This is a genomic window from Pseudomonas alliivorans (genome assembly GCF_017826695.1).
Lineage (GTDB): Bacteria > Pseudomonadota > Gammaproteobacteria > Pseudomonadales > Pseudomonadaceae > Aquipseudomonas > Aquipseudomonas alliivorans.
The window spans coordinates 43,349-65,746 of the sequence record NZ_JAFFZW010000005.1 but is presented as its reverse complement, the minus strand read 5'-3'; the positions used below and the strand labels follow the sequence as shown (position 1 = coordinate 65,746).

Sequence of the window (22,398 nt, the reverse complement as noted above, 5' to 3'; positions counted from 1 at the left end):
GACAAACAAAAGCCACCCGGACGTTGATCCGGATGGCTTGCGGTGAGCGGTTTTCGAAACGCTTAGCGAACGACGCTCTCGAACGGCGTCTGACCACCCAGTTCGAGGACGATCTGATCGCCGGCTTCGAACGGCCCTACGCCCGCTGGCGTGCCGGTCATGATGATATCGCCGGCCTGCAGGGAGAAGTTGGCCGCCATGTGCTGAATCATCGGCACAATAGGGTTGAGCATCAGGCTGCTGTTGCCGTCCTGAACGACCTTGCCGTTGAGGGTCAGACGAATGCCGATGTCGGTCAGGTCCGGGAACGTCTCGGCTGGCACGAAGGGCGCGATGACCGCAGCACCGTCGAAGCACTTCGCCAGTTCCCACGGCAGGCCTTTCTCACGCAGACGCGACTGCACGTCACGCAAGGTGAGGTCCAGGCCTGGTGCAAAACCGCTGATCGCATCCAGTACTTCTTCGCGGGATGGGTTCTTGGTCAGCGGCTTGCCGATCAGCACCACGATTTCGGCCTCGTAGTGCACAGAGCCACGGTCGGCCGGAATGGTGAAGCCACCTTCCAGCGCAACCACGGCGCTGCCCGGCTTCATGAAGATCAACGGTTCGGTGGGAACCGGGTTGCCCAGCTCTTTGGCGTGCTCAGCGTAATTGCGACCGATACACACCACCTTGCCCAGCGGGAAGTGAATATTCGTTCCATCGACATATTTGTGCTGGTAGCTCATGACGTCTCCTGAGTCGGGTAGATGCGGCTTTTATAAGGTTTTTATAGGGTTTTTTGTAGCGCTGCGACCGTAATCAAACAGCGAATATCTTGCCGGGGTTCATGATGCCGTTGGGGTCGAAGATCGCCTTCATGGCTTTCATGTACTCGATTTCCACCGGCGAGCGACTGTAGGTCAGGTAGTCACGCTTGGTCATACCGACGCCGTGCTCGGCGGAAATCGAGCCGTTGTATTTCTCGACCGTCTCGAACACCCATTTGTTGACGCGGGCGCATTTGACGAAGAACTCATCCTTGTCGAGGCTTTCCGGCTTGAGGATATTCAGGTGCAGGTTGCCGTCGCCAATGTGGCCGTACCAGAGCACGTCGAAGTCCGGATAGTGTTCACCGACAATGGCGTCAATTTCAGCCAGGAACTGTGGCACTTTCGAGACAGTGACCGAGATGTCGTTCTTGTAGGGCGTGAAGTGCGAGATGGTTTCGGAGATGTACTCGCGCAGCTTCCACAGATTGCGCAACTGCTGCTCGCTCTGGCTCATCACACCATCCAGCACCCAGCCCTCCTCGACGCAGTGTTCGAAGGTTGCCAAGGCCTGATTGGCCAGGTCCTCGGTGGTCGCTTCGAATTCCAGCAGCACATAGAACGGGCACGGCGTATCGAACGGCGAAGGCACGTCGCCCCGCGCCATGACTCGGGCAAATGACTTGTCGGAAAAGAATTCGAAGGCCGTCAGGTCGAGCTTGCCGTGAAAGGCGTGCAGCACCGGCATGATCGAATTGAAGTCGGTGGTGCCGAGCACCATGGCGGTCAGGTTTCGCGGGGCACGGTCCAGACGCATGGTGGCTTCGACCACGAAGCCCAGTGTGCCCTCGGCGCCAATGAACAACTGACGCAGGTCGTAACCGGTGGCGTTCTTGATCAGGTCCTTGTTCAGCTCAAGCAGATCGCCCTTGCCGGTCACGACCTTGAGGCCGGCGACCCAGTTGCGGGTCATGCCGTAGCGAATGACCTTGATCCCGCCCGCATTGGTGCCGATGTTGCCGCCAATCTGGCTGGAGCCCGACGAGGCGAAGTCGACCGGGTAGTACAGCCCGTTTTCGTCAGCCATCGACTGCAATTGCCGGGTGATCACGCCCGGCTGGCAGACCGCCGTGCGATCGGTCAGATTGAGGTCCAGAATCCGGTTCATGTAGTCGAACGAAACCACCACCTCACCGTTGGCCGCGACCGCGGCTGCCGAGAGCCCGGTTCTGCCGCCCGAAGGCACCAGCGCAACCAGACGCTCGTTGGCCCAGCGCACGATGGCCTGCACCTGTTCGGTGGTCTTGGGAAACACGATGGCCAACGGGGCCGGGGTGAATTGCTTGGTCCAGTCCTTGCCGTAAGTCTGCAGGGAATCCTCGTCAATCAGCACTTTGCCGGGGTCGACCAGGGTCTTGAGCTCATCAATCAAAGCGGGATGGGTCATGGACTCAACTCTCGAACAATTCATGGGCATCCTGAGAACGGTTCACGTTCAAGAATGGGGTTTCGCGGGGGGCTTATGCTAGCATACGCCCCCCGTGAACAGCGCCTGACGCCGTTTCGGCCACCCCCTGCCAATTTTCTCCGGGACACAGGTTTACGCAGATGAGCAAGACTTCCCTCGACAAGAGCAAGATCAAGTTCCTTCTTCTCGAAGGCGTCCATCAATCCGCCGTCGACGTCCTCAAGGCAGCCGGTTACACCAGCATCGAGTACCACACCAAGTCTCTGCCGGAAGCCGAGCTGAAGGAAAAGATCGCCGACGCTCATTTCATCGGTATCCGCTCCCGCACTCAACTGACCGAGGAAATGTTCGATTGCGCCAAGAAACTGGTCGCGGTCGGTTGCTTCTGCATCGGCACCAACCAGGTTGACCTGGACGCTGCCCGTGAGCGCGGTATCGCGGTGTTCAACGCGCCGTACTCCAACACCCGTTCGGTTGCCGAACTGGTACTGGCCGAGGCCATCCTGTTGCTGCGCGGCATCCCCGAGAAGAATGCGTCCTGCCACCGTGGCGGCTGGATCAAGAGCGCTGCCAACTCGTTCGAAATCCGTGGCAAGAAGTTGGGCATCATCGGCTACGGCTCGATCGGTACGCAGTTGTCGGTTCTGGCCGAGAGCCTGGGCATGCAGGTGTTCTTCTTCGATCCGCTGACCAAGCTGCCATTGGGCAACGCAACCCAGGTCACCAGCCTGAATGAACTGCTGGGTCTGGCCGACATCGTTTCCCTGCACGTGCCTGAACTGCCGTCCACCCAATGGATGATCGGCGAGAAGGAAATCCGTGCCATGAAGAAAGGCGCGATCCTGATCAACGCGGCGCGCGGCACCGTGGTCGAGCTGGACGCCCTGGCTGACGCGATCAAGGACAAGCACCTGATCGGCGCGGCCATCGACGTGTTCCCGGTCGAGCCTCGCTCGAACGACGACATCTTCGAAAGCCCGCTGCGCGGCCTGGACAACGTGATTCTGACCCCGCACATCGGTGGCTCCACTGCCGAGGCGCAGGCCAACATCGGTCTGGAAGTGGCAGAAAAGCTGGTCAAGTACAGCGACAACGGCACCTCGGTGTCTTCGGTCAACTTCCCGGAAGTGGCCCTGCCCGCTCACCCTGGCAAGCACCGCCTGCTGCACATCCACGAAAACATCCCGGGCGTGCTCAGCGAGATCAACAAGGTCTTCGCCGAGAACGGCATCAACATCTCCGGTCAGTTCCTGCAGACCAACGAGAAAGTGGGCTACGTGGTGATCGACGTCGACGCCGAATACTCGGATCTGGCGCAAGAAAAGCTGCAGCACATCAAAGGCACCATCCGCAGCCGCGTTCTGTTCTGATCGCGCTGCCGCATTGAAAAAGGAGACCTTCGGGTCTCCTTTTTTATGGGTCGTTCTTTTTGCGGGTCGTTCCGCGTGATCGCCGGATGTCAGTGGCGCAGCAGTTTGCGCAACGGCACGCCGTCTTTCATGACCGGGGATTTGATGACGATGTAGCTGAAGTACTTGGAGATGCCGATGTTCTTGTCCAGCAGTTCTTCGATCACTTCCTGATAGTGCTGGATGCTGCGGGTCATGAAGCGCACCAGATAATCGTATCCGCCGCTGATCAAATGACACTCCAGCACCTCATCAACATGGCGGATGTTGGCTTCGAACTTGGCGAAATCTTCGCGCTTGTGGTCGCTGAGGGAAATTTCCGTGAATACCGTGACCGACTCCGTGATCTTTGCAAGATTCAGGTGCGCCTTGTAGCTGGAAATATAACCCGCCGACTCCAGACGCTTGACGCGTTGCAGGCAGGGGCTCGCGGAAAGCCCGACGGCATCGGCGAGGCTGACGTTGGTCATGCGCCCGTCTTTCTGGAGTTCTACCAGGATATTGATATCAATCCGATCCAGTTTGACCAAGCCTTCCATTACCTACCTCGTGTTGTGCCATTCACAGTGCCTACCTTCTAGCAAAATCAGCGCCGTAAGGACAGCTGATGCTGAGCGACCAGATCGGCCATGCTGTTGATGCAGATGTCTGCGGTACATGGCAGGCTGTGTTGCGCACGGCTTCTGCGGATCAGACAAAGACCGCCGCTGCCCAGCGCCGTGGCAGGCGGACGCGACACCACCAGGGTTTCGGCAGGGTCCAGATCCATCCCGGCAAGCCATTGCGGATCGTCCAGTGGATGAGTCGTCAGCGACAGCAGACTGTCAGGCTCCAGGCCAAGCCGCTCGCAGAGCAGACCGCGGTCCTGCAGATCACGGTCGGCATAGACCAGCAGCCGGTAGAACTTGCGCAGATAGAGCATGGCGCCGGGGGCGTCTTCGAACAGCGTCCAGTTGGGCACCGAACGGGCGAAGGTCATGCCCTCCTCCCAACTGGTCTTGATGCCGAGCCGCTCGGCCAGCTGGCGATGGGCGAAACACAACAGGCCACTGAAGCCCAGCTCGTCAAAACGCGGATAGAGCGTTGCGATGACCGCGTTGAATTCGGTCAGCACAGCGTCGCGATCCGGTGCGGATATGGCGTTGTCCAGCAGCGGCTGCAAGGCGGTCCACACCCCGGAGTCGCGATCCACCAGAACTTCATCACAATCGATCAGCAGTGCGCGGTAATCAATAAGCCCCATGGCAGGCAACGTCTCCTTTCCAACAGTGGAACCTCAGCGCCCGGTCGCAGCGTCTTGCAACACCACGACCGGGCCCGGGCTCAGTTGGATTTCAATACTCGTGCCAGCGCGGCGTCGAGGATGGTCAGTGCTTCGTCAATCTGCTGCTCGGTGGTCACCAGCGGTGCCAGGAAGCGCAACACGTTGCGGTACACGCCGCACTTGATCACCAGCAGGCCGCCGATGCGCGCCTGATCAATGATCTTCGAGTTGAGGTCGGCGTCGGGGCTGCGCTGGGCATCGTCTTTGACCATTTCCATGGCCAGCATGAAACCGGTGCCACGCACGTCACCGATGCAGCTGTAACGCTCCTTCAGCTTGAGCAGGCCGGCACGCAGGTGCTGACCCAATTGCTCGCCACGCGCCAGCAGATTTTCCTGCTCGTAGGTGTCGATGACTGCCAGCGCGGCGGCGCAGGACAGCGCATTACCGCCATAGGTGCCGCCCAGACCGCCCGGAAGCGGTGCGTCCATGATCTCGGCGCGGCCGACCACGCCGGACAACGGCATGCCGCCCGCAAGGCTCTTGGCGACCGTGACCAGATCCGGCTGGATTCCGGCGTGCTCGAATCCGAACCACTTGCCGGTGCGACCGAAGCCGGTCTGGATCTCATCCAGAATCAGCACGATGCCGTGCTGTTCGGTCAGCGCACGCAGCGCTTTCAGAAACTCGACCGGTGCAGTCAGAAAACCACCGTCGCCCTGCACAGGCTCGATGAGAATGGCCGCCACGCGGTCGGGTGCAACCTGGGTCGCCAGCAGTTCATGCAGGGCGGCCAACGCCATGTCGCTGGTGACACCGCGGTACTCGTTCGGATACGGGGTGTGAAACACCTCGGGTGCCATCGGCCCGAAGTTCTGCTTGTACGGCTGGCTCATGCCGGTCAGCGTGGTGCCGAGCAAGGTGCGGCCATGAAAGCCACCACGGAAAGAAATGATCGCCGGACGATTGGTGTGAGCGCGAGCGATCTTCACCGCGTTTTCCACCGCTTCGGCGCCAGAGGTAAAGAACACCGCCTTGTGATCGATGCCGCTCGGCCCTGCCACCAGCAGACTCAGGCGTTTTGCCAGGTCCACGTAAGGCTGATAGGAAACCACCTGAAAACAGGCATGAGTGACTTTTTCCAGTTGCCCCTGGATGGCCTTGACCACGTTCGGATGGTTGTGGCCAATGTTCAACACCCCAATGCCGCCCACGAAGTCCAGATAACGCTTGCCGTCGACGTCCCACAACTCGGAGCCCTGCGCACGGTCGATAACCAGTGGATGGGCCGTGACGATGCCGCGCGGTACGAATTGATCGCGCTGACGGAGCAGATGAGGTGTTTCGTCGACTTTGCTGTTCATGGTTTTACCTATAGTGAGCCAGGCAACCGGCGGGTGGCTGCGATGCTGTTCAGGTTAAGCGTTCGGCGAAACGATCTAAGCCGAACTTGGCCCCTCAGAAGTCCATATCGACTGTTTTTCACCTCGCAAACGGCAGATTCCTTCACGCTCCCAAAGGCCCGGTTAATCTGCCGCAAAACGCACTTTTTCAGCGCGTACAGCGCTTGAGAACGGGCCTTTCAACAGATCGTGCTTCAGCGTTGCGGCAAGATGGAGCCCCACTCTCATACTCAGGAAAAGCCCATGCCCGCCTTCCTCTATAAAGCCGATCCTGCACGTGCCGAACGCTGGCGAGCACTGTTCGCCGAACACGCGCCAGACATCGAATGGAGGGAATGGCCAAACATCGGTCATCCGGACGACGTGCATTATCTGGGCGCCTGGCTGGCACCGGATGATTTGCAGGAGGTACTGCCGAACCTGAAGGTGTTGTTCGCGCTGTCGGCGGGGGTCGATCAACTGGACCTGAGCCGCATACCGAAATCGCTGCCGGTCGCGCGCCTGCTCGATCCGGGCATCAGCCGAGGCATGTGCGAATACGCGACGTTTGCGGTGCTGAGTCTGCATCGCGACATGCTGCGCTACAGGCAACAACAGGTAGAAGGACGCTGGAAAGCGCATCCATTGACCCCCGCCCACCAGCGCCGGGTAGGCGTGATGGGGCTGGGCCTGCAAGCGCAGCAGATTCTGTCGAGCCTGAAACCGTTTGGTTTCGAGCTGTCAGGCTGGGCGCGCAGCGAGCATCGCATTGAGGGCGTGGCGTGCCATGCGGGTGAAGAACAGCTCCCGGCCTTTCTGGGGCAGTGCGACATTCTGCTGTGTGTACTGCCTTTGACCGGGCAAACCGAAGGCATCCTCAATAGCAGGCTGTTCGAGCAACTGCCGCAAGGCGCTGCGCTGATCAATATGGGTCGCGGTGGGCATCTGGTGGAAAGTGATCTGCTGGCAGCGCTGGACAGCGGCCGACTCAGCGCGGCGGTACTGGACGTTCTGCAACAGGAGCCCGCGCCTGCGGATCATCCGTTCTGGATGCATCCGAATATCCTGCTGACACCGCATGTGGCCGCCATGACCCAGCCGGAAAGCGCATTTCCCGGACTGCTGGACAACATAAGGCGCTTCGAACGCGGCGAGGTCATGAACGGTCAGGTGGATCGCGGCCAGGGTTACTGAATCACGAGCCGCTTCGCTTGCCGACAGGCGTGAAGCGTTTGTCTTACAATGGCGCTCGTTCAACCGAGAGCCTCGTCATGACCCGCACCGCCGCCCCGCGAAAACCTCGAGCACGCAGTCAGGCCAGAATCGACTCGATTCTGGACGCGGCCCGCACGCTGCTGGCGTCGGAAGGCGCGGCCAGTCTGTCGATCTACAGCGTGGCGGAGCGCGCAGGCATCCCGCCGTCGTCGGTCTATCACTTCTTCGCCAGCGTTCCTGCTCTGCTGGAAGCCCTGACGGCAGACATTCACGCGGCGTTCCGGGCCTCCCTGCAGGCCCCCATCGAACATGAATCACTCGAAAGCTGGCGCGACCTGTCCCAAGTGGTAGAGATGCGCATGCTGGACATTTACAACGCCGACGCCGCAGCCCGCCAGCTGATACTGGCACAGCATGGACTGACCGAAATCAACCAGGCCGACCGCCAGCACGACATCGAACTGGGTCACTTGATGCTGGAGGTGTTCAACCGCCACTTTCACCTGCCCACTCTCCCGGATGACGTGGATGTGTTTGCACTTGCCATGGAACTGGGTGACCGCGTATACGCCCGTTCGGTGCAACTGCACGGTGAGATTACCCCGCGCATGGCGGTGGAAGGGATGCGGGTGTTTGATGCGTACGTGGGGTTGTATCTGCCGCCCTTTCTGATGAAAAGAAGTGTCCCGGCGATGGGCTGACTACGATCCTGATTGCGATCGGCAGATCACCAAAGCCCATCACCTCAGAAGGGCGCTTCCGAAGCCTGAGGCAATAGGACTGCTTCACCCCCTCTTATGTCTCTGATTGAAACAGTCTTGTAGAACCGCTCCTGTATCACAACTTCCATCTCACGGAGGTTGCGGGGTTTCAGGCCGCCTGCTCCCATAAGCCCATATCGGTAAGCAACGCCGCTGACTCTGGCAGGATAGTGGCTCATGTAGACGCCGAAAATCTCTGGCACGCTGCTGGGAAAATTTACCAGGGCAATGTGCGCAAAATCGATGGCAATGTGTGGCGTCAGCGATAAATAAAATCCTCTGCCACCGCTCAGGCCGGCAGAGCTGTTCATACGCGATGGATCGAGACCTTGTTTCAGGGATGTGCCGCTTTCCTGCGTCGAACCGTGAAAGCCTATGAATGATTTCGGCTGATTGAACTCATCGGAAAACATCGTCAAATCAGGCAAGGAGCGAGCTTTTTTGCCACCGCTGATCACTCTGTTGAGTGACGCATCAATGTCATTGAGCCTGTTGATCGTTTTTTCCAGCTGTATGCCACGTCGGGCAATGATCTTGCCCAGCATACTTTTTATCAGCGCCCAACCGGCAACATGACCAGAGGGATCAACCTTGTTGACGGGGTCCTGCTCGCAATACGCATACCCATTGACGCCCCCTTTTCCAAACGGGCTCAGGCTGTCCGGGCTGTTAAACCGCATAAGCGCCGGATTAAACGTCCGATAACCATTGCCCAACAAATAATGGCCGGTCACAAGATCGCGGCGTTCACCATTGAAGCCCATCAAAGAGGCCGTACAGACTTCAGTCGGATGATGTCCGTAAGGCGTGTAGGCCAATGGCTCGGGCCCAGAATTGCTCAGCGCCTGCAGCACAGAACGATGCTGATCGGTGGCAAGAATGTGGACGGTCGTGTCGGCACTTTCAACCTGCGTCTGGGCCAGCAGCAGATCGTCATACTGGAAAATACTGCGCTTCAGGGAGCCTTCAACTTCAGTCGCCAGACGGCTTTCCTGATAAAAGCGCCGCACATCCGGCTGGTCTGCGGGGGCGCTGGTGGTCAATCGATCCAGTGCATCGTAGAGATAACGACAACGTTGAGCGTGCGCTGACAAGACCATGTTCAATATTCCAGAGAAGACAAGTTCTCAGCATCACGTAAGCCCCGCCCTGCATGTACTGGCAGAACTGCTAGTCCAGACGAAAAAACCCCGAAGGGTCGTCACCGTTCGGGGTCGGGTGGTGAAATCTGATCACAACTTGGCAATCGAGACCTCAGTGGATTTGACGAAGGCAATCACTTCGCTGCCCACGACCAGTTCCAGTTCCTTGACCGAACGGGTGGTGATCACGGATGTCACGACGCCGGACGCAGTCTGCACGTCGATTTCGGACAACACATCGCCGTGGACGATTTCCTTGATGGTGCCTTTGAACTGGTTACGAACGTTGATGGCTTTGATAGTCATGGCAGGTCTTCCTTTGGGGGATCGGGGTTAAGTGGCCCAGCGCAATTGCGTAGGCAAGGGTGAAGAGGGTTCGGGCTCAGGCGGCGAGCCGGGAATGGCCAGCACCTGATTGAGCACCTGGGTCTCGAGAGCAGCGAGGCGATGCGAGCCACGGGCTCGAGGACGTGGCAGATCGACCAAAAGGTCGAGGCCGATGCGCCCTTCTTCGATCAGGATCACGCGGTCGGCAATGGCAACGGCTTCGCTGACATCGTGTGTCACCAGCAGCACAGTGAAGCCATGCTGGTGCCACAGTTTTTCGATCAGTTGCTGCATTTCGATGCGCGTCAACGCATCCAGCGCACCCAGCGGCTCGTCGAGCAACAGCAGGCGCGGCTTATGGATCAGCGCACGTGCCAGTGCAACGCGCTGCTTTTGACCGCCGGACAATGCGGCAGGCCATTCATTGGCACGCTCGGCCAGGCCGACGGCTTCCAGCGCTTCAAGGGCTTGTCCGCGCCAGTCGCCCGTCAGGCCAAGACCGACGTTGTCGATGATCTTTTTCCACGGCAACAGCCGTGCTTCCTGGAACATCAGGCGCGTGTCTTCGCGGGCATCACCCAGCGGCGCGGAGCCTGCGAGCAGCTCGCCCCGGGTCGGGCTGTCGAGCCCGGCCAGCAGGCGCAGCAAGGTGCTTTTGCCGCAGCCGCTGCGCCCTACCACTGCCACGAATTGTCCGGCCGGGATGTGCAGGTCGATGTCCTTGAGCACTTCACGTGAGCCGAACGCCTTCTTGATGTTCTGTATCGCCAGTGGAATGCCGCGCAGCAGGTGTGCCGGTTGTTGTTTCAGATTGCTCATGCGGCACCGCCTTTGCTGACTTGATAGGCCGGGTGCCAGCGCAGGCAGACCCGCTCCAGACCCCGCGCCGCCAGATCGGCGAGCTTGCCGAGTACGGCGTACAGCACGATGGCCAGCACCACGATGTCGGTTTGCAGAAACTCACGGGCGTTCATCGCCAGATAGCCAATGCCGGAGCTGGCCGAGATGGTTTCGGCCACGATCAGCGTCAGCCACATGAATCCCAGTGCGAAGCGCACGCCGACCAGAATCGATGGCATGGCGCCTGGCAGGATCACATGGCGAAACAGGCTGAAGCCGGACAGGCCATAGCTGCGCGACATTTCCACCAGCGCCGGGTCGATGTTGCGTATGCCGTGATAGGTGTTCAGGTAGATCGGGAACAGCGTGCCCAATGCCACCAGAAATATCTTGGCGGTCTCATCGATGCCGAACCACAGGATCACCAGCGGAATGAGTGCAAGATGCGGCACGTTACGAATCATCTGCACCGAGCTGTCCAGCAGACGTTCGCCCCATTTGCTCAGGCCGGTGATGAAGCCCAGCGCAAGACCGATGCCGCCGCCGATCACGAAGCCGAGGCCGGCGCGCCAGCCGCTTATGGCCAGATGCGTCCAGATTTCACCACTGGAAACCAGTGTTACACCCGCCTCGATGACGGCGCTGGGTGCAGGAAGAATGCGTGTGGATAACCAGCCGGCACTGACCGACAGTTGCCAGACCGCCAGCAGCAGGACAGGCAGCGCCCAGGGCGCCAGCCGGTGAATGATGCGTTGCGAAGCACTGAGGCTCATGGAGTGGTCTCCTCGAAAGGCCTGTCAATCACTGTGCTTGAGCAACAGCAGCAGGTGGCGTCCAGACCACGTCAGCAATGCTGAGCGGCTTGGGAATCAATTTGAGCTGAAAGAAGGTGTCGGCAATCTTCTGTTGAGCTGCGACCACTGGCGGGGTGATGAACAGCGCGCCGTAGCCCTGACGCTTGACCGAAGTCAGCGTGATATCGGCTGGCAGCCCCAGCAAGGGCGCGACCTGTTTGGTCACTTCCTCGGGATTGGCCTTGGACCACTCGCCTACCGCACGCACTTCTTCGATCAGCGCCTGAATCACTTTCGGATTTTTCTGCGCGTAGGGTTTGGTCGCGAGGTAGAACTGGTGGTTGTCGACGATGCCGGAACCGTCTCTCAGGGTGCGCGCCTGCAATTGTTTCTCGGCAGCGGCCTGGTACGGGTCCCAGATGACCCAGGCGTCGACACTGCCACGCTCGAACGCGGCACGGGCATCGGCGGGGGGCAGGAACACGGTCTGGATATCGGAGTATTTCAGGCCGGCATCTTCCAGCGCACGCACGAGCAGGTAATGCACGTTGGAGCCTTTGTTGAGGACGACTTTCTTGCCCTTGAGGTCCTTGACCGAGGTGATGGGAGAATCCTTGGGTACCAGAATCGCCTCACTGGTCGGCGCGGGCGGCTCGTAGGCCACGTACAGCAGATCGGCACCGGCCGCCTGGGCGAACACTGGCGGCGTTTCGCCGGTGACGCCGAAGTCGATCGAACCGACATTCAGGCCTTCCAGCAATTGCGGGCCGCCGGGGAACTCCGTCCACTGCACCTTCACGCCCTGCTCGGCCAGACGCTTTTCCAGAGAGCCTTTGGCCTTGAGGAGCACCAGCGTGCCGTATTTCTGATAGCCGATACGCAGGTCCTCGGCCTGAGCCTGACTCAGGGCACCGAACGTAACCGCGGCAGCCAACAGAGCGGCCAGACCTCGACGCAAAATAACTGTGCGCATGGCGCGCTCCTTATTGAAGACTGGACTAGCGTGAACCGCCGGAATGGAATGACAGTAACAGCGATTTTTTATATCTATAAATCTCATTTTTTCATTTGATTATTCCATAAGGAGATATACGAAAACCCTGCCTTGCGCTTATCACCAACCGAACGCCCGCACCGCCCTGAACCCGAGGCGAACGCTTTGGCGACACTCATCACAATGCTCAAAAACCGCCCATAAAAAAGGGCCGATCAATCGGCCCGAATACCCCACGTTTGGTGAATCAGGTATCAACGGTTCGGCTGAGGCGTCAGGCGCAGGTAAGGCGTGACAGCCGTATAGCCCTTGGGAAAACGCTGCTTGATTTCTTCCTCGTCCTTGATCGACGGCACGATGACGACGTCCTCGCCATCCACCCAGTTGGCGGGCGTGGCGACTTTGTAGTTATCGGTCAGTTGCAGGGAGTCGATGACCCGCAGAATCTCGTGGAAGTTACGCCCGGTACTGGCTGGATAGGTAATGGTCAGGCGCACCTTCTTGTTCGGATCGATCACGAACAAGGAGCGCACGGTCAGCGTGTCACTGGCGTTGGGGTGAATGAGGTCGTACAGATCGGAGACCTTGCGGTCCGCGTCAGCCAGGATCGGGAAATTGACCTGAGTGTTCTGCGTGGTGTTGATGTCGTCGATCCATTTGACGTGCGAGTCGACCGGGTCCACTGACAGCGCAATCGCCTTGACGCCGCGCTTGGCAAACTCGTCTTTCAATTTGGCAGTGAAACCCAGCTCAGTGGTGCAGACCGGCGTGAAGTCTGCGGGATGGGAAAACAACACACCCCAGCTGTCGCCCAACCACTCATGAAAGCGTATACGGCCTTCGCTGGAATCCTGTTCGAAGTCGGGGGCGATATCGCCAAGTCGCAGTGTCATGGTGTGGCTCCTGTCTTGTTCGATTGAGTCTTTTATTCAAGACCACTGTGCCTGCTGGCGAGGTAAATTAAAAAGAATGGATATCGCTTTGGTTAGATCGTTAACGAATATCAAAAAACAGGCAAAAGAAACCCCGCACGGGGCGGGGTTTCTTTGACACTCAATACACTTACATGAAGTTGTAGGTGTAGTTGAAGATCAGACGGGTCTGATCGGTGTCAGCAGTGGTTGCGCTGTCGCCGCGGAAAGTACCGTGACGCAGAGTGGTGCCGAAGCCCTTGAGTGGACCGCTCTGGATGACGTAGTCAACACGCATGTCGCGTTCCCACTCGGAGTGAGAGTCACGAGCACGGTTCACGTCACGGATGTCATCACCGCTCAGGTAGGCAATCGCAGCTTTCAGGCCTGGGACACCAACCTTGGCGAAGTCAAACGAGTACTGACCGAACGTAGTGTTTTCACCCGCGCGGTTGAAACCGTTGATCATCGAGTCAGTGAACAGGTAGAAGCTGGAGCCGCCGTTACCTTCCAGACTGCCAAGACCGTTGTTTTTACGAACGTTGCCTTGGCCGAGGTAAACCATGCCGCCGTCGTCGCCTACCTGCTGGTGACCAACCATGAGTGCGTGGCCGCCCAGGGTGTAGGTGAACATGGCAGACCAGGTCTGGTTATCAACTTCGCCCGGAGTCTTGGCATAGCCACCGTTGTTGCTGAAGCTGTAGCCCGAGGTGTTGCTGCTGTTCTTGCCGTCAGCGCTGCTGTTGAAATAACGCAGGTCAGTCTTGAAGGACTGGTTGTCGTTGATCTGGTAAACGTGAACCAGACCCAGGAAGTGCTGCTTGTAGAAGTCTTCCAGGTTGGCGTAGTAGTACTGAAGGGTCAGGTCTTTGGTGACTTTCCAGTCAGCACCGGCAAAGCGGAACTCGTCGCTGGTCTTGGCAGCACCGGCCACGGACAGGTCAGTCCAGTTGCTCGAAGCACGGCCAATGGATTTGCTCAACTGACCGGCAGTAAAGGTCACATTGTCCAGATCCTTGGAGGTCACGATGCCGCCTTGGAAGGCTTGCGGCAACAGACGACCGTCGTTGCTGACCAGGATCGGCAGGTTAGGCGCCAGAGCGTTACCCACTTTCAGCTCGGTCTTGGAGAAGCGGACCTTGGCGTTGGCGCCGGCACGGCTCCAGTCGCTGACAGAAGAACCGTCAGTGTCGGTCGGAACAACGGTGTTGGACGTGGCGGCGTTGTGGTGCTGAATGCCACCACCCAGGTGCAGACCCATTACTGCCTGTGCATCAAGACCGAAACCGACCGTGCCTTGAGTGTAGCCAGACAGGTAGTCGAACTTCAGACCGGTAGCGGTTTCGCGCTGATCCGGAGCACGACGGCCTTCACGCAGGTCGTTGTTGAAATACAGAGTACGAGAACTGATGGACGCTTTACTGTCTTCGATGAAACCAGCTGCACCGGCCTGTTGCGCCAATACACCAACGGTTACGGCCAGGGCCAGGGTGGACTTCTTCATTGCAACGCTCCTCGTGAATCTAATTTTTTATTTCCACGGTGCCGGGCATTTTTGCCCTGACCCATGGATTCGCGCAGGTGACAGGCCCGACCTTGAGGTCAATGGTTTCTGTGCACCCCGACTGCATGACTAGACCGCGCATGTCGGTGGCTGGACGGTAGTGAAAACCCTTAAGAACAGAAAGGAATCAATCAATCCCAATCAATAACTTTTCGGCATATGTCACAACTCGTGTCAATCACGACGTCACGGAGTGTATCGACCTAATTCGCTAATTCACAAAATATATTTTGCTACCGCTCGTCAGATCGTTCTGTTTCGTGCAACCAAATGGCCAGTTCAAGACCCGCCGGTCACGCCCGACCCAAAGAAAGCCTTTAGCCATCTCAGCTAAAACCCTTACAGATCGGGAGCTTCGGAGAGAATAGGGATCAATTGTTACAGTTGTCATCGCCTTGCAGACGCACCTTCACCCTCCTCAAATATTTTTTGAAGAATGGTTTTTCAGGCCTTAAAAAGGCCGTTTTCGTCTGTTGAGACACTCTCAACAAAGGTGCACGCCTGAACAAATCGTCCGTTTTATTGTCCTGCGCCAGCGATGTGAGCCAGTTGGCAGATGCAGAATAGACGTGAATGTGCGGTTTGCCCGTTTTGTATTCCCAAAAAAGAGACACAGCCGTTTCTAAGCTAATGCACAAACGTTATTTATCTTGCGATTCTTAGATCATTTAGTCTCCAGATCAGCCAGTACCCGGCCCGCCTGATTCGGAGCAACTCATGAAACTGCATTTTTCCTTGCGCCTGCTAACGGCGTTGTCGCTGACGGGCGCGGCGTTCATCGCGCAGGCGGCTGACTTTACGGTGGCGTACCAGACCACCGTCGATCCGGCCAAAGTGGCCCAGTCCGACAGTGCTTATGAAAAAGCCACTGATTCGAAAATCGCCTGGCGCAAGTTCGAAAACGGGGCTGACGTGATCACCGCAATCGCTTCCGGAGACGTGCAGATCGGTTACCTGGGTTAAAGCCCGTTCACAGCCGCCGCCACCCGCAAGCTGCCCGTCGAGACCTTCCTCATCGCGACCCGGATCGGTGCCGCAGAAGCGCTGGTGGCGCGCAACGGGTCGGGGATCGATTCGCCGCAGGACCTGATCGGCAAGAAAATCGCCGTGCCGTTCGTGTCCACCGGGCACTACAGCCTGTTGGCCGCGCTCAAGCACTGGAACATCGATCCCGCCAAGGTGACGATTCTGAATCTGGCTCCGCCCGCCATCGCTGCGGCATGGAAGCGTGGCGACATTGACGCCACTTATGTCTGGGACCCGGCACTGGGTGTCGCCAGGGAAACCGGCAAGGTACTCATCACCTCCGGCGAACTGGCCAAGGTCGGCGCGCCGACCTTTGATGCCTGGATCGTGCGCAAGGACTTCGCTGCCAAGCACCCTGACGTGGTCAGCGCTTTCGCCAAAGTCACGCTCGACGCCTATGCCAGCTACCGTCAGGACCCGAATGCCTGGATCGCCAACGCGTCCAACATCGACAATCTGACCCGGCTTTCCGGGGCCAAGACCGCAGACATTCCGGGCCTGCTGCAGGGCAATGTCTATCCGCTTGCCGCAGAGCAGGCCACGCTGCTCGGCGCACCCACCATCGAAGCTGTGACCAAAACCGCCGCGTTTCTCAAAGAGCAAGGCAAGGTCGACGCCGTGCTGCCTGATTACTCACCGTACGTGACGGACAAATTTATCCCTCGCTGATTGACCCGGAAGGAGCCAAGGGCAATGGCCTTATTGAAGCTGGAGCGCATCGGCGCGCAGTATCCCGGCGCAGCGCAGCCCGTGCTGACGGACATCAACCTGAGCCTTGGCCCCGAGCAATTGCTGGTAGCACTCGGGCCATCCGGCAGTGGCAAGACCTCGTTGCTGAACCTTATTGCAGGCTTCGTCAAACCCGCGACAGGGCGTATTACGCTGGACGGCGTAGCGGTTGAAGGACCCGGTGCCGAGCGTGGCGTCGTCTTTCAGGACGACGCCCTGCTGCCCTGGCAGGACGTGCAGGCCAATGTCGCTTTCGGCCTGGAACTGGCAGGCGTCGGGCGGGCCGAGCGGGAAGCGAAAGCGCGGGATATGCTCGCGCTGGTAGACCTGAGCGGCTTTGAACAACGGCGCATCTGGCAACTGTCCGGTGGACAACGCCAGCGCGTGGGTCTGGCACGGGCGCTGGCCGCAGACCCTCGGGTGCTGTTGATGGACGAGCCGTTCGGCGCACTGGATGCCTTCACCCGCGAAAGCATGCAGGAGCTGTTGCTGCAGGTTTGGCGACGCACGGCTAAACCGGTGTTCCTGATCACCCACGACATAGAAGAAGCGGTGTTTCTGGCCACGGACCTGATCCTGCTCGCGCCCAATCCGGGACGCGTCGCCGAACACTTGCGCCTGGACTTCGGCCAGCGCTACAGCGCAGGAGAGTCTGCACGAGCGATCAAATCCGATCCGCGTTTCATCGACACCCGCGAGCACGTGCTGGCCAGTGTGTTCTCGCAACGCGCCCGGGAGCAGCACGCATGAACAGCTATGAACTGAGCAACCCGGTCAAATCCGGTCTTCCGGCACGCCGGTCGCGCTTACACCTGAGCACCCGTGCCATCAGCGTCGTGACCCTCGTCGTGCTGCTGGCACTGTGGTGGGCCGTGACGGCAGCCGAATGGATCGAGCCTTTGTTTCTGCCGCCACCCTCGGCGGTGCTGGAAAAAGCCTGGCTGCTTCTGACCAAGGGCTACATGGATTCCACACTCTGGCAGCATCTGGGCGCCAGCTTGCAACGTATCGGTCTGGGCCTGGGCGCAGCGATCCTGACGGCCATTCCGGTGGGAATTGCCATCGGCCACAACCGTATCGCGCAGGGCATCCTGGACCCGCTGATCGAGTTCTATCGCCCTATCCCGCCGCTGGCCTATCTGCCGCTGATCGTGATCTGGTTCGGTATCGGCGAGTTTTCCAAAGTGCTGCTGATTTATCTGGCGATCTTCGCGCCCATCGCGATTGCCACCGCAACCGGCGTACGCACGGTCGATCCGGCAAGGGTGCGCGCTGCGCAATCACTGGGCGCTACTCGCTGGCAACTGATCCGCCACGTCATCCTGCCCAGCGCACTGCCGGACATCCTGACCGGCATTCGCATCGGACTTGGTGTGGGCTGGTCGACACTGGTCGCCGCCGAACTCATCGCCGCCACCAGCGGGCTGGGGTTCATGGTGCAGTCGGCGGCGCAGTTTCTGGTTACCGATGTCGTGGTGCTGGGGATTCTGGTGATCGCCATCATCGCTTTCGTCATGGAACTGAGCCTGCGGGCGCTGCAACGTCGACTGGTGCCATGGCACGGTCAGCATCACTGATTCGGACGGTCCAGGATACAAATTGCATCAGCTTGGTGTGGCGCACGGTTGTGATGCGCAAATTGGGTGCACAAATAAAGACGATGGCGGAACGGTCGGGAGGGTAGGAACGACCCGCTCAACAGTATCGGAGTCATCGAAAGCCGCTCATTAGCGGCTTCAGGGGCACTGGAACAAGTTTTATCGCTTCTTTTGTCAAAACTGGCACGCTGCCTGCAAAAGGTATTACATCACCAGTTTTGGGGACCTTGGTACAGGCAGGCCGGGGAATCCCCTCTTTTATTCCTCCCGGAGACTGACCTCCAGTCTCCAGCGCCCGTCCACCTTCTCAGTGCGCCAGTCGCCCTGAAGTGGACGGGCAGCCAGGAGCGTCAGCACCAACCCCTTCTCTCCTCGTTCCAGCTTCCAGCGCGCAACCTTGCTGTCGAATCGCAATTGGCCATTCCACGGCCGTCCTGAAGCATCGAGCCTGAGCACCACTGCGCCGTCCACCGTGCTGCCTTCATAGCGGGGTTCTTCGTCGAACCATAGCGCCAGGCCCGTGGGCAGCTCTTCAATCTGCTCCAGTTCTACCGGCACAGGCTGCTGCAGGCGACCGATGATGGTGCCGATGGTGAAGCCGACGATGGCCATCGAACCAAGAACACGCGGCCATAGCTTCGGTCTGGGGTCCTCTTCGGGGGTAGAATGCATCCCGTCCTTTTGTTCGGAGCCGTGCATGTTTCACGTCATCCTTTTTCAACCAGAAATTCCGCCGAATACCGGCAATGTCATCAGGCTGTGTGCCAATAGCGGCTGCACCCTGCATTTGATCGAACCGTTGGGTTTCGAGCTGGACGATAAACGCCTGCGCCGGGCGGGTCTCGACTATCACGAGTATGCCACGCTGCAGACGCACGCCGACTTGGCCAGTTGTCTGGAAAAGATCGGCAACCCACGGCTGTTCGCCTTTACCACCAAGGGCTCCCGGCCGTTTCATGATGTCCGTTTCGAGCCGGGCGATGCTTTTCTGTTCGGCCCGGAAAGCCGCGGCCTGCCTGCCGAAATTCTCGACTCGCTGAGCGGCGACCACCGCTTGCGCCTGCCCATGCGCGAAGGCTGCCGCAGCCTGAACCTGTCCAACACCGTTGCTGTAGCCGTCTACGAGGCGTGGCGACAGCACGGATTCGCGTAACGCCTTGAGCAGATGTGGGCTGCATTCCCACGCGAGAGCCCTGGAAGCAGGATTCTTTGTGGGAGGCGGCGAGACAGCGGTGTGTCAGTGGAAGGGTGTACCCCTCCACAAAAAAAGCGCCCCGAAAGGCGCTTTTTTCATTCAGCCGTAACGCTTACTGAACAGTCGGCGTTTCGCCAGCTTCCTGCATGCGTTGCAGTTCCTGTGCGTACAGCGCGTCGAAGTTCACCGGAGCCAGCATCAGCGCAGGGAACGAACCGCGGACAACCAGGTTGTCGATGGCTTCGCGAGCGTAAGGGAACAGGATGTTCGGGCAGAACGCGCCCAGGGTGTGGCTCATCGAAGCGTCGTCCAGGCCCTTGATCAGGAAGATACCGGCCTGCTGCACTTCAACGATGAAAGCGACTTCGTCGCCATTGTTGACGGTCACGGACAGGGTCAGCACCACTTCATAGAAATCGCCTTCCAGCGGCTTCTGACGGGTGTTGAGGTCCAGGCTGACAGTCGGGGTCCATTCCTGGCGGAAGATCGCCGGGCTTTTCGGTGCTTCGAAAGACAGGTCGCGAACATAGATACGCTGCAGGGAGAATTGCGGAGCGTTTTCTTCTTCGTTGGCCACGGCGCCGTTGTTCGGTTGATCGGTCATTTCGGATCCTTCTCAAATGGGGCGGTTAAATAGGGGAATCAGCCAAGCATCGCATCGAGCTTGCCGGCACGTTCCAGAGCGAACAGATCATCACAGCCGCCCACATGGGTCGAGCCGATCCAGATCTGGGGTACCGAAGTGCGACCGGCCTTTTTGGTCATCTCGGCACGAACCTGCGGCTTGCCATCGACCCTGATCTCCTCGAAGGCCACACTCTTGCTCTGCAACAACTGCTTGGCACGTACGCAATACGGGCAGTAGTCGCTGGAATAGACGATGACTTGAGCCATTTTCATTTCACCAGTGGGAGATTGTCGCCGCGCCAGCTCGAGATACCGCCGGACAGCTTGGCCGCCTTGAAGCCGGTCTTGAGCAGCTCGCGGGCGGTGCTGCCAGCATGCTGCCCCATAGCGTCGACGATGATCAACGTCTTGTCCTTGTATTTCTGCAGTTCTGCGGTGCGGGTCAGCACTTTGTCCTGTGGAAAGTTCAGGGAGCCGACGATGTGGCCGTTGGCGAAATCCTTCTTAGAGCGCACGTCGATGACCACGCCCTGGTCGCTGTTGACCAGTGCGGTCAGCTCGCGGGTGCTCAGGCTCGCGCCGCCTTTGCTCAGTTCGTAAGCGATCAGCAGTCCCAACAGAATGACGAAGGCACCGGTGATCAAATAGTGGTTAGTAGCGAATTCAAGCAGATGAGCAACCATCGGTAGGTTCCAGGGCGTTAAAATGTCGGCCAGTATACACAGCACCCAAGGTCGGCCAAAGTCCGTACGGCAGTGACGCCGTTTGAACTTGTCCTTAAAATGCCGATCCCTTGTTCTTTATTCCAACCAGCCTCGAGTGGGTTCTATGACTGCCACCCCAAAACCTCTGGTCCTTATCATCCTGGACGGCTTCGGACACAGCGAACACCGTGAAGGCAACGCCATCCTGGCTGCGAAGATGCCGGTCATGGATCGCCTCTACAAGACCATGCCAAACGGCCTGATTTCGGGCTCTGGCATGGATGTCGGTCTGCCGGACGGACAGATGGGCAACTCTGAAGTCGGCCACATGAACCTGGGTGCCGGGCGCGTGGTGTATCAGGATTTCACTCGAGTGACCAAGGCGATTCGCGACGGCGAGTTCTTCGAGAACCCGACCATCTGCGCCGCCGTGGACAAGGCTGTTGCCGCGGGCAAGGCCGTGCACATCATGGGCCTGCTGTCCGATGGCGGCGTTCACAGCCATCAGGACCATCTGGTCGCCATGGCCGAACTGGCCGTAAAACGGGGCGCTGAAAAGATCTACCTGCACGCCTTCCTGGACGGCCGCGACACGCCACCGCGCAGCGCGAAGAAATCCCTCGAACTGATGGATGAAACCTTTGCCCGCCTGGGCAAGGGTCGCACCGCCACGATCATCGGCCGCTATTTCGCCATGGACCGTGACAACCGCTGGGACCGCGTTTCCAGCGCTTATAACCTGATCGTCGACAGCACCGCCGAATTCCACGCTGACAGTGGCGTGGCCGGGCTTGAAGCCGCCTACGCCCGTGATGAAAACGACGAGTTCGTCAAAGCCACGCGCATCGGTGAACCCGCAAAAGTCGAAGACGGCGATGCCGTGGTGTTCATGAACTTCCGTGCCGACCGCGCCCGCGAACTGACCCGCGTGTTCGTTGAGGACGATTTCAAGGACTTCGAGCGCGCTCGTCAGCCGAAGGTCAACTACGTCATGCTGACCCAGTACGCCGCCAGCATTCCTGCGCCGTCCGCGTTTGCAGCAGGCAGCCTGAAAAACGTGCTGGGCGAATACCTGGCCAACAACGGCAAGACGCAATTGCGCATCGCCGAGACCGAGAAGTACGCTCACGTCACCTTCTTCTTCTCTGGCGGTCGTGAAGAACCGTTCCCGGGTGAAGAACGCATCCTGATTCCTTCGCCGAAAGTTGCCACCTACGATCTGCAGCCGGAAATGAGCGCGCCGGAAGTGACCGACAAAATCGTCGATGCCATCGAGCATCAGCGCTATGACGTGATCGTCGTCAACTACGCCAACGGCGACATGGTCGGCCACAGCGGCATCATGGAAGCAGCGATCAAGGCCGTTGAATGCCTGGACGTCTGCGTCGGCCGCATCACCGAGGCACTGGAAAAAGTCGGTGGCGAAGCGCTGATTACCGCTGACCACGGTAACGTCGAGCAGATGACCGATGATCACACCGGCCAGGCTCACACCGCGCACACCTCCGAGCCCGTACCTTTCGTATACGTCGGCAAGCGCCAGCTGAAAGTCCGCGAGGGTGGTGTGCTGGCAGACGTTGCCCCAACCATGCTGCACTTGCTGGGCATGGAGAAACCGCAGGAAATGACCGGCCACTCGATCCTCGTGAACGAGTAATCGGCTGAAAACCGGCACAAGGCCATCAGGCAGTGCCGGTTT

The 22,398-nt window shown here is 59.0% G+C and carries 23 protein-coding genes and 1 pseudogene; 8 read left to right on the top strand and 16 right to left on the bottom strand.

The window, feature by feature from the left end; translation table 11 throughout:
* Positions 1-62: 62 nt before the first annotated feature.
* Together JTJ32_RS15120 and JTJ32_RS15115 are read right to left on the bottom strand one after the other, a co-directional pair.
* Positions 63-728, bottom strand: coding sequence for a fumarylacetoacetate hydrolase family protein (locus JTJ32_RS15120; protein WP_099227314.1), 666 nt, complete (start codon positions 726-728; stop codon positions 63-65).
* A 73-nt stretch (positions 729-801) separates the two neighbouring features.
* A complete protein-coding gene (locus tag JTJ32_RS15115) occupies positions 802-2,196 on the bottom strand; it encodes a D-2-hydroxyglutarate dehydrogenase (RefSeq protein ID WP_210042535.1) in 1,395 nt (464 codons plus the stop codon).
* A gap of 161 nt (positions 2,197-2,357) precedes the next feature.
* On the opposite strand from JTJ32_RS15115, the gene serA reads away from it, so the two are divergent.
* Positions 2,358-3,587: a phosphoglycerate dehydrogenase gene (gene serA, locus JTJ32_RS15110; protein WP_099227312.1), complete on the top strand. Its 1,230-nt coding sequence runs from the start codon at positions 2,358-2,360 to the stop codon at positions 3,585-3,587.
* A gap of 89 nt (positions 3,588-3,676) precedes the next feature.
* Here the strand turns inward: serA and JTJ32_RS15105 are convergent, their stop codons facing one another.
* From JTJ32_RS15105 to gabT, 3 genes are all read right to left on the bottom strand, one after another.
* Complete coding sequence (locus JTJ32_RS15105) at positions 3,677-4,165, bottom strand: Lrp/AsnC family transcriptional regulator (protein WP_002555947.1); 489 nt, start codon at positions 4,163-4,165, stop codon at positions 3,677-3,679.
* 47 nt (positions 4,166-4,212) lie between these two features.
* Positions 4,213-4,869 (bottom strand): HAD family hydrolase, encoded by a 657-nt coding sequence (locus tag JTJ32_RS15100; protein ID WP_210042534.1) that lies wholly within the window; start codon positions 4,867-4,869, stop codon positions 4,213-4,215.
* 80 nt (positions 4,870-4,949) lie between these two features.
* The gene (gene gabT / locus JTJ32_RS15095; RefSeq protein ID WP_210042533.1) at positions 4,950-6,254 is read right to left on the bottom strand and encodes a 4-aminobutyrate--2-oxoglutarate transaminase; all 1,305 of its coding nucleotides are present in this window, start codon (positions 6,252-6,254) and stop codon (positions 4,950-4,952) included.
* A gap of 282 nt (positions 6,255-6,536) precedes the next feature.
* Between gabT and JTJ32_RS15090 the strand changes: the two genes are divergently transcribed.
* Positions 6,537-7,466: a 2-hydroxyacid dehydrogenase gene (locus JTJ32_RS15090; protein WP_210042532.1), complete on the top strand. Its 930-nt coding sequence runs from the start codon at positions 6,537-6,539 to the stop codon at positions 7,464-7,466.
* Between the two features lie 77 nt (positions 7,467-7,543).
* Entirely contained in the window at positions 7,544-8,188 is a 645-nt protein-coding gene (locus tag JTJ32_RS15085) for a TetR/AcrR family transcriptional regulator (protein WP_099227308.1), read from the top strand.
* A 44-nt stretch (positions 8,189-8,232) separates the two neighbouring features.
* On the opposite strand, the gene JTJ32_RS15080 is transcribed toward JTJ32_RS15085, so the two are convergent.
* The 7 genes from JTJ32_RS15080 to JTJ32_RS15050 form a co-directional block, all read right to left on the bottom strand.
* Positions 8,233-9,348, bottom strand: a complete 1,116-nt coding sequence (locus JTJ32_RS15080; protein ID WP_210042531.1) for an RHS repeat-associated core domain-containing protein — start codon at positions 9,346-9,348, stop codon at positions 8,233-8,235.
* Between the two features lie 132 nt (positions 9,349-9,480).
* The gene (locus tag JTJ32_RS15075; protein WP_002555770.1) at positions 9,481-9,696 is read right to left on the bottom strand and encodes a TOBE domain-containing protein; all 216 of its coding nucleotides are present in this window, start codon (positions 9,694-9,696) and stop codon (positions 9,481-9,483) included.
* A gap of 27 nt (positions 9,697-9,723) precedes the next feature.
* Complete coding sequence (gene ssuB / locus JTJ32_RS15070; protein ID WP_099227306.1) at positions 9,724-10,536, bottom strand: aliphatic sulfonates ABC transporter ATP-binding protein; 813 nt, start codon at positions 10,534-10,536, stop codon at positions 9,724-9,726.
* Positions 10,533-11,330 (bottom strand): aliphatic sulfonate ABC transporter permease SsuC, encoded by a 798-nt coding sequence (gene ssuC / locus JTJ32_RS15065; RefSeq protein ID WP_099227305.1) that lies wholly within the window; start codon positions 11,328-11,330, stop codon positions 10,533-10,535. Before ssuC ends, ssuB begins: the two co-directional genes overlap by 4 nt.
* Before the next feature lie 28 nt (positions 11,331-11,358).
* Positions 11,359-12,324, bottom strand: coding sequence for a sulfonate ABC transporter substrate-binding protein (locus tag JTJ32_RS15060; protein WP_025996024.1), 966 nt, complete (start codon positions 12,322-12,324; stop codon positions 11,359-11,361).
* 275 nt (positions 12,325-12,599) lie between these two features.
* Positions 12,600-13,238, bottom strand: a complete 639-nt coding sequence (locus tag JTJ32_RS15055) for a peroxiredoxin (RefSeq protein WP_099227303.1) — start codon at positions 13,236-13,238, stop codon at positions 12,600-12,602.
* 169 nt (positions 13,239-13,407) lie between these two features.
* Positions 13,408-14,760: an OprD family porin gene (locus tag JTJ32_RS15050; protein WP_184322053.1), complete on the bottom strand. Its 1,353-nt coding sequence runs from the start codon at positions 14,758-14,760 to the stop codon at positions 13,408-13,410.
* A gap of 777 nt (positions 14,761-15,537) precedes the next feature.
* Between JTJ32_RS15050 and tauA the strand changes: the two are divergent.
* The 3 genes and pseudogenes from tauA (at position 15,538) to tauC (ending at position 18,152) form a co-directional block, all read left to right on the top strand.
* A pseudogene (tauA, locus tag JTJ32_RS15045) lies at positions 15,538-16,515 on the top strand (taurine ABC transporter substrate-binding protein).
* Positions 16,516-16,539: 24 nt separating this feature from the next.
* On the top strand, positions 16,540-17,325 hold the full coding sequence (tauB, locus tag JTJ32_RS15040) for a taurine ABC transporter ATP-binding subunit (RefSeq protein ID WP_099227300.1): 786 nt from the start codon (positions 16,540-16,542) through the stop codon (positions 17,323-17,325).
* Positions 17,322-18,152 carry a taurine ABC transporter permease TauC gene (tauC, locus tag JTJ32_RS15035; RefSeq protein ID WP_099227299.1) on the top strand — a complete coding sequence of 277 codons (831 nt, stop codon included), beginning with the start codon at positions 17,322-17,324 and terminating at the stop codon, positions 18,150-18,152. The genes tauB and tauC overlap by 4 nt, the downstream gene beginning before the upstream one ends.
* Before the next feature lie 279 nt (positions 18,153-18,431).
* Here the strand turns inward: tauC and JTJ32_RS15030 are convergent, their stop codons facing one another.
* A complete protein-coding gene (locus tag JTJ32_RS15030; RefSeq protein WP_099227298.1) occupies positions 18,432-18,872 on the bottom strand; it encodes a hypothetical protein in 441 nt (146 codons plus the stop codon).
* Here JTJ32_RS15030 and JTJ32_RS15025 point away from each other — a divergent pair.
* Positions 18,871-19,326 carry a tRNA (cytidine(34)-2'-O)-methyltransferase gene (locus JTJ32_RS15025; RefSeq protein ID WP_099227297.1) on the top strand — a complete coding sequence of 152 codons (456 nt, stop codon included), beginning with the start codon at positions 18,871-18,873 and terminating at the stop codon, positions 19,324-19,326. The genes JTJ32_RS15030 and JTJ32_RS15025 overlap by 2 nt on opposite strands.
* Before the next feature lie 154 nt (positions 19,327-19,480).
* Here JTJ32_RS15025 and secB read toward each other — a convergent pair whose 3' ends face one another.
* From secB to JTJ32_RS15010, 3 genes are read right to left on the bottom strand one after another with little or no spacing between them, the layout of a single operon-like run.
* Positions 19,481-19,972: a protein-export chaperone SecB gene (secB, locus tag JTJ32_RS15020; protein ID WP_004883102.1), complete on the bottom strand. Its 492-nt coding sequence runs from the start codon at positions 19,970-19,972 to the stop codon at positions 19,481-19,483.
* A 38-nt stretch (positions 19,973-20,010) separates the two neighbouring features.
* A complete protein-coding gene (grxC, locus tag JTJ32_RS15015) occupies positions 20,011-20,262 on the bottom strand; it encodes a glutaredoxin 3 (protein ID WP_099227296.1) in 252 nt (83 codons plus the stop codon).
* Positions 20,263-20,264: 2 nt separating this feature from the next.
* Positions 20,265-20,678, bottom strand: a complete 414-nt coding sequence (locus JTJ32_RS15010; RefSeq protein ID WP_024685360.1) for a rhodanese-like domain-containing protein — start codon at positions 20,676-20,678, stop codon at positions 20,265-20,267.
* 145 nt (positions 20,679-20,823) lie between these two features.
* Here JTJ32_RS15010 and gpmI point away from each other — a divergent pair, with 145 nt between their 5' ends.
* The gene (gene gpmI / locus JTJ32_RS15005; protein ID WP_099227295.1) at positions 20,824-22,356 is read left to right on the top strand and encodes a 2,3-bisphosphoglycerate-independent phosphoglycerate mutase; all 1,533 of its coding nucleotides are present in this window, start codon (positions 20,824-20,826) and stop codon (positions 22,354-22,356) included.
* Positions 22,357-22,398: the final 42 nt, after the last annotated feature.

Excerpts from the sequence above, each read along its gene's own strand:
- JTJ32_RS15120 (WP_099227314.1), bottom strand. The coding sequence starts at position 728 with ATGAGCTACCAGCACAAATATGTCGATGGAACGAATATTCACTTCCCG.
- JTJ32_RS15115 (WP_210042535.1), bottom strand. The coding sequence starts at position 2,196 with ATGACCCATCCCGCTTTGATTGATGAGCTCAAGACCCTGGTCGACCCC.
- serA (WP_099227312.1), top strand. The coding sequence starts at position 2,358 with ATGAGCAAGACTTCCCTCGACAAGAGCAAGATCAAGTTCCTTCTTCTC.
- JTJ32_RS15105 (WP_002555947.1), bottom strand. The coding sequence starts at position 4,165 with ATGGAAGGCTTGGTCAAACTGGATCGGATTGATATCAATATCCTGGTA.
- JTJ32_RS15100 (WP_210042534.1), bottom strand. The coding sequence starts at position 4,869 with ATGGGGCTTATTGATTACCGCGCACTGCTGATCGATTGTGATGAAGTT.
- gabT (WP_210042533.1), bottom strand. The coding sequence starts at position 6,254 with ATGAACAGCAAAGTCGACGAAACACCTCATCTGCTCCGTCAGCGCGAT.
- JTJ32_RS15090 (WP_210042532.1), top strand. The coding sequence starts at position 6,537 with ATGCCCGCCTTCCTCTATAAAGCCGATCCTGCACGTGCCGAACGCTGG.
- JTJ32_RS15085 (WP_099227308.1), top strand. The coding sequence starts at position 7,544 with ATGACCCGCACCGCCGCCCCGCGAAAACCTCGAGCACGCAGTCAGGCC.
- JTJ32_RS15080 (WP_210042531.1), bottom strand. The coding sequence starts at position 9,348 with ATGGTCTTGTCAGCGCACGCTCAACGTTGTCGTTATCTCTACGATGCA.
- JTJ32_RS15075 (WP_002555770.1), bottom strand. The coding sequence starts at position 9,696 with ATGACTATCAAAGCCATCAACGTTCGTAACCAGTTCAAAGGCACCATC.
- ssuB (WP_099227306.1), bottom strand. The coding sequence starts at position 10,536 with ATGAGCAATCTGAAACAACAACCGGCACACCTGCTGCGCGGCATTCCA.
- ssuC (WP_099227305.1), bottom strand. The coding sequence starts at position 11,330 with ATGAGCCTCAGTGCTTCGCAACGCATCATTCACCGGCTGGCGCCCTGG.
- JTJ32_RS15060 (WP_025996024.1), bottom strand. The coding sequence starts at position 12,324 with ATGCGCACAGTTATTTTGCGTCGAGGTCTGGCCGCTCTGTTGGCTGCC.
- JTJ32_RS15055 (WP_099227303.1), bottom strand. The coding sequence starts at position 13,238 with ATGACACTGCGACTTGGCGATATCGCCCCCGACTTCGAACAGGATTCC.
- JTJ32_RS15050 (WP_184322053.1), bottom strand. The coding sequence starts at position 14,760 with ATGAAGAAGTCCACCCTGGCCCTGGCCGTAACCGTTGGTGTATTGGCG.
- tauB (WP_099227300.1), top strand. The coding sequence starts at position 16,540 with ATGGCCTTATTGAAGCTGGAGCGCATCGGCGCGCAGTATCCCGGCGCA.
- tauC (WP_099227299.1), top strand. The coding sequence starts at position 17,322 with ATGAACAGCTATGAACTGAGCAACCCGGTCAAATCCGGTCTTCCGGCA.
- JTJ32_RS15025 (WP_099227297.1), top strand. The coding sequence starts at position 18,871 with ATGTTTCACGTCATCCTTTTTCAACCAGAAATTCCGCCGAATACCGGC.
- JTJ32_RS15030 (WP_099227298.1), bottom strand. The coding sequence starts at position 18,872 with ATGCACGGCTCCGAACAAAAGGACGGGATGCATTCTACCCCCGAAGAG.
- secB (WP_004883102.1), bottom strand. The coding sequence starts at position 19,972 with ATGACCGATCAACCGAACAACGGCGCCGTGGCCAACGAAGAAGAAAAC.
- grxC (WP_099227296.1), bottom strand. The coding sequence starts at position 20,262 with ATGGCTCAAGTCATCGTCTATTCCAGCGACTACTGCCCGTATTGCGTA.
- JTJ32_RS15010 (WP_024685360.1), bottom strand. The coding sequence starts at position 20,678 with ATGGTTGCTCATCTGCTTGAATTCGCTACTAACCACTATTTGATCACC.
- gpmI (WP_099227295.1), top strand. The coding sequence starts at position 20,824 with ATGACTGCCACCCCAAAACCTCTGGTCCTTATCATCCTGGACGGCTTC.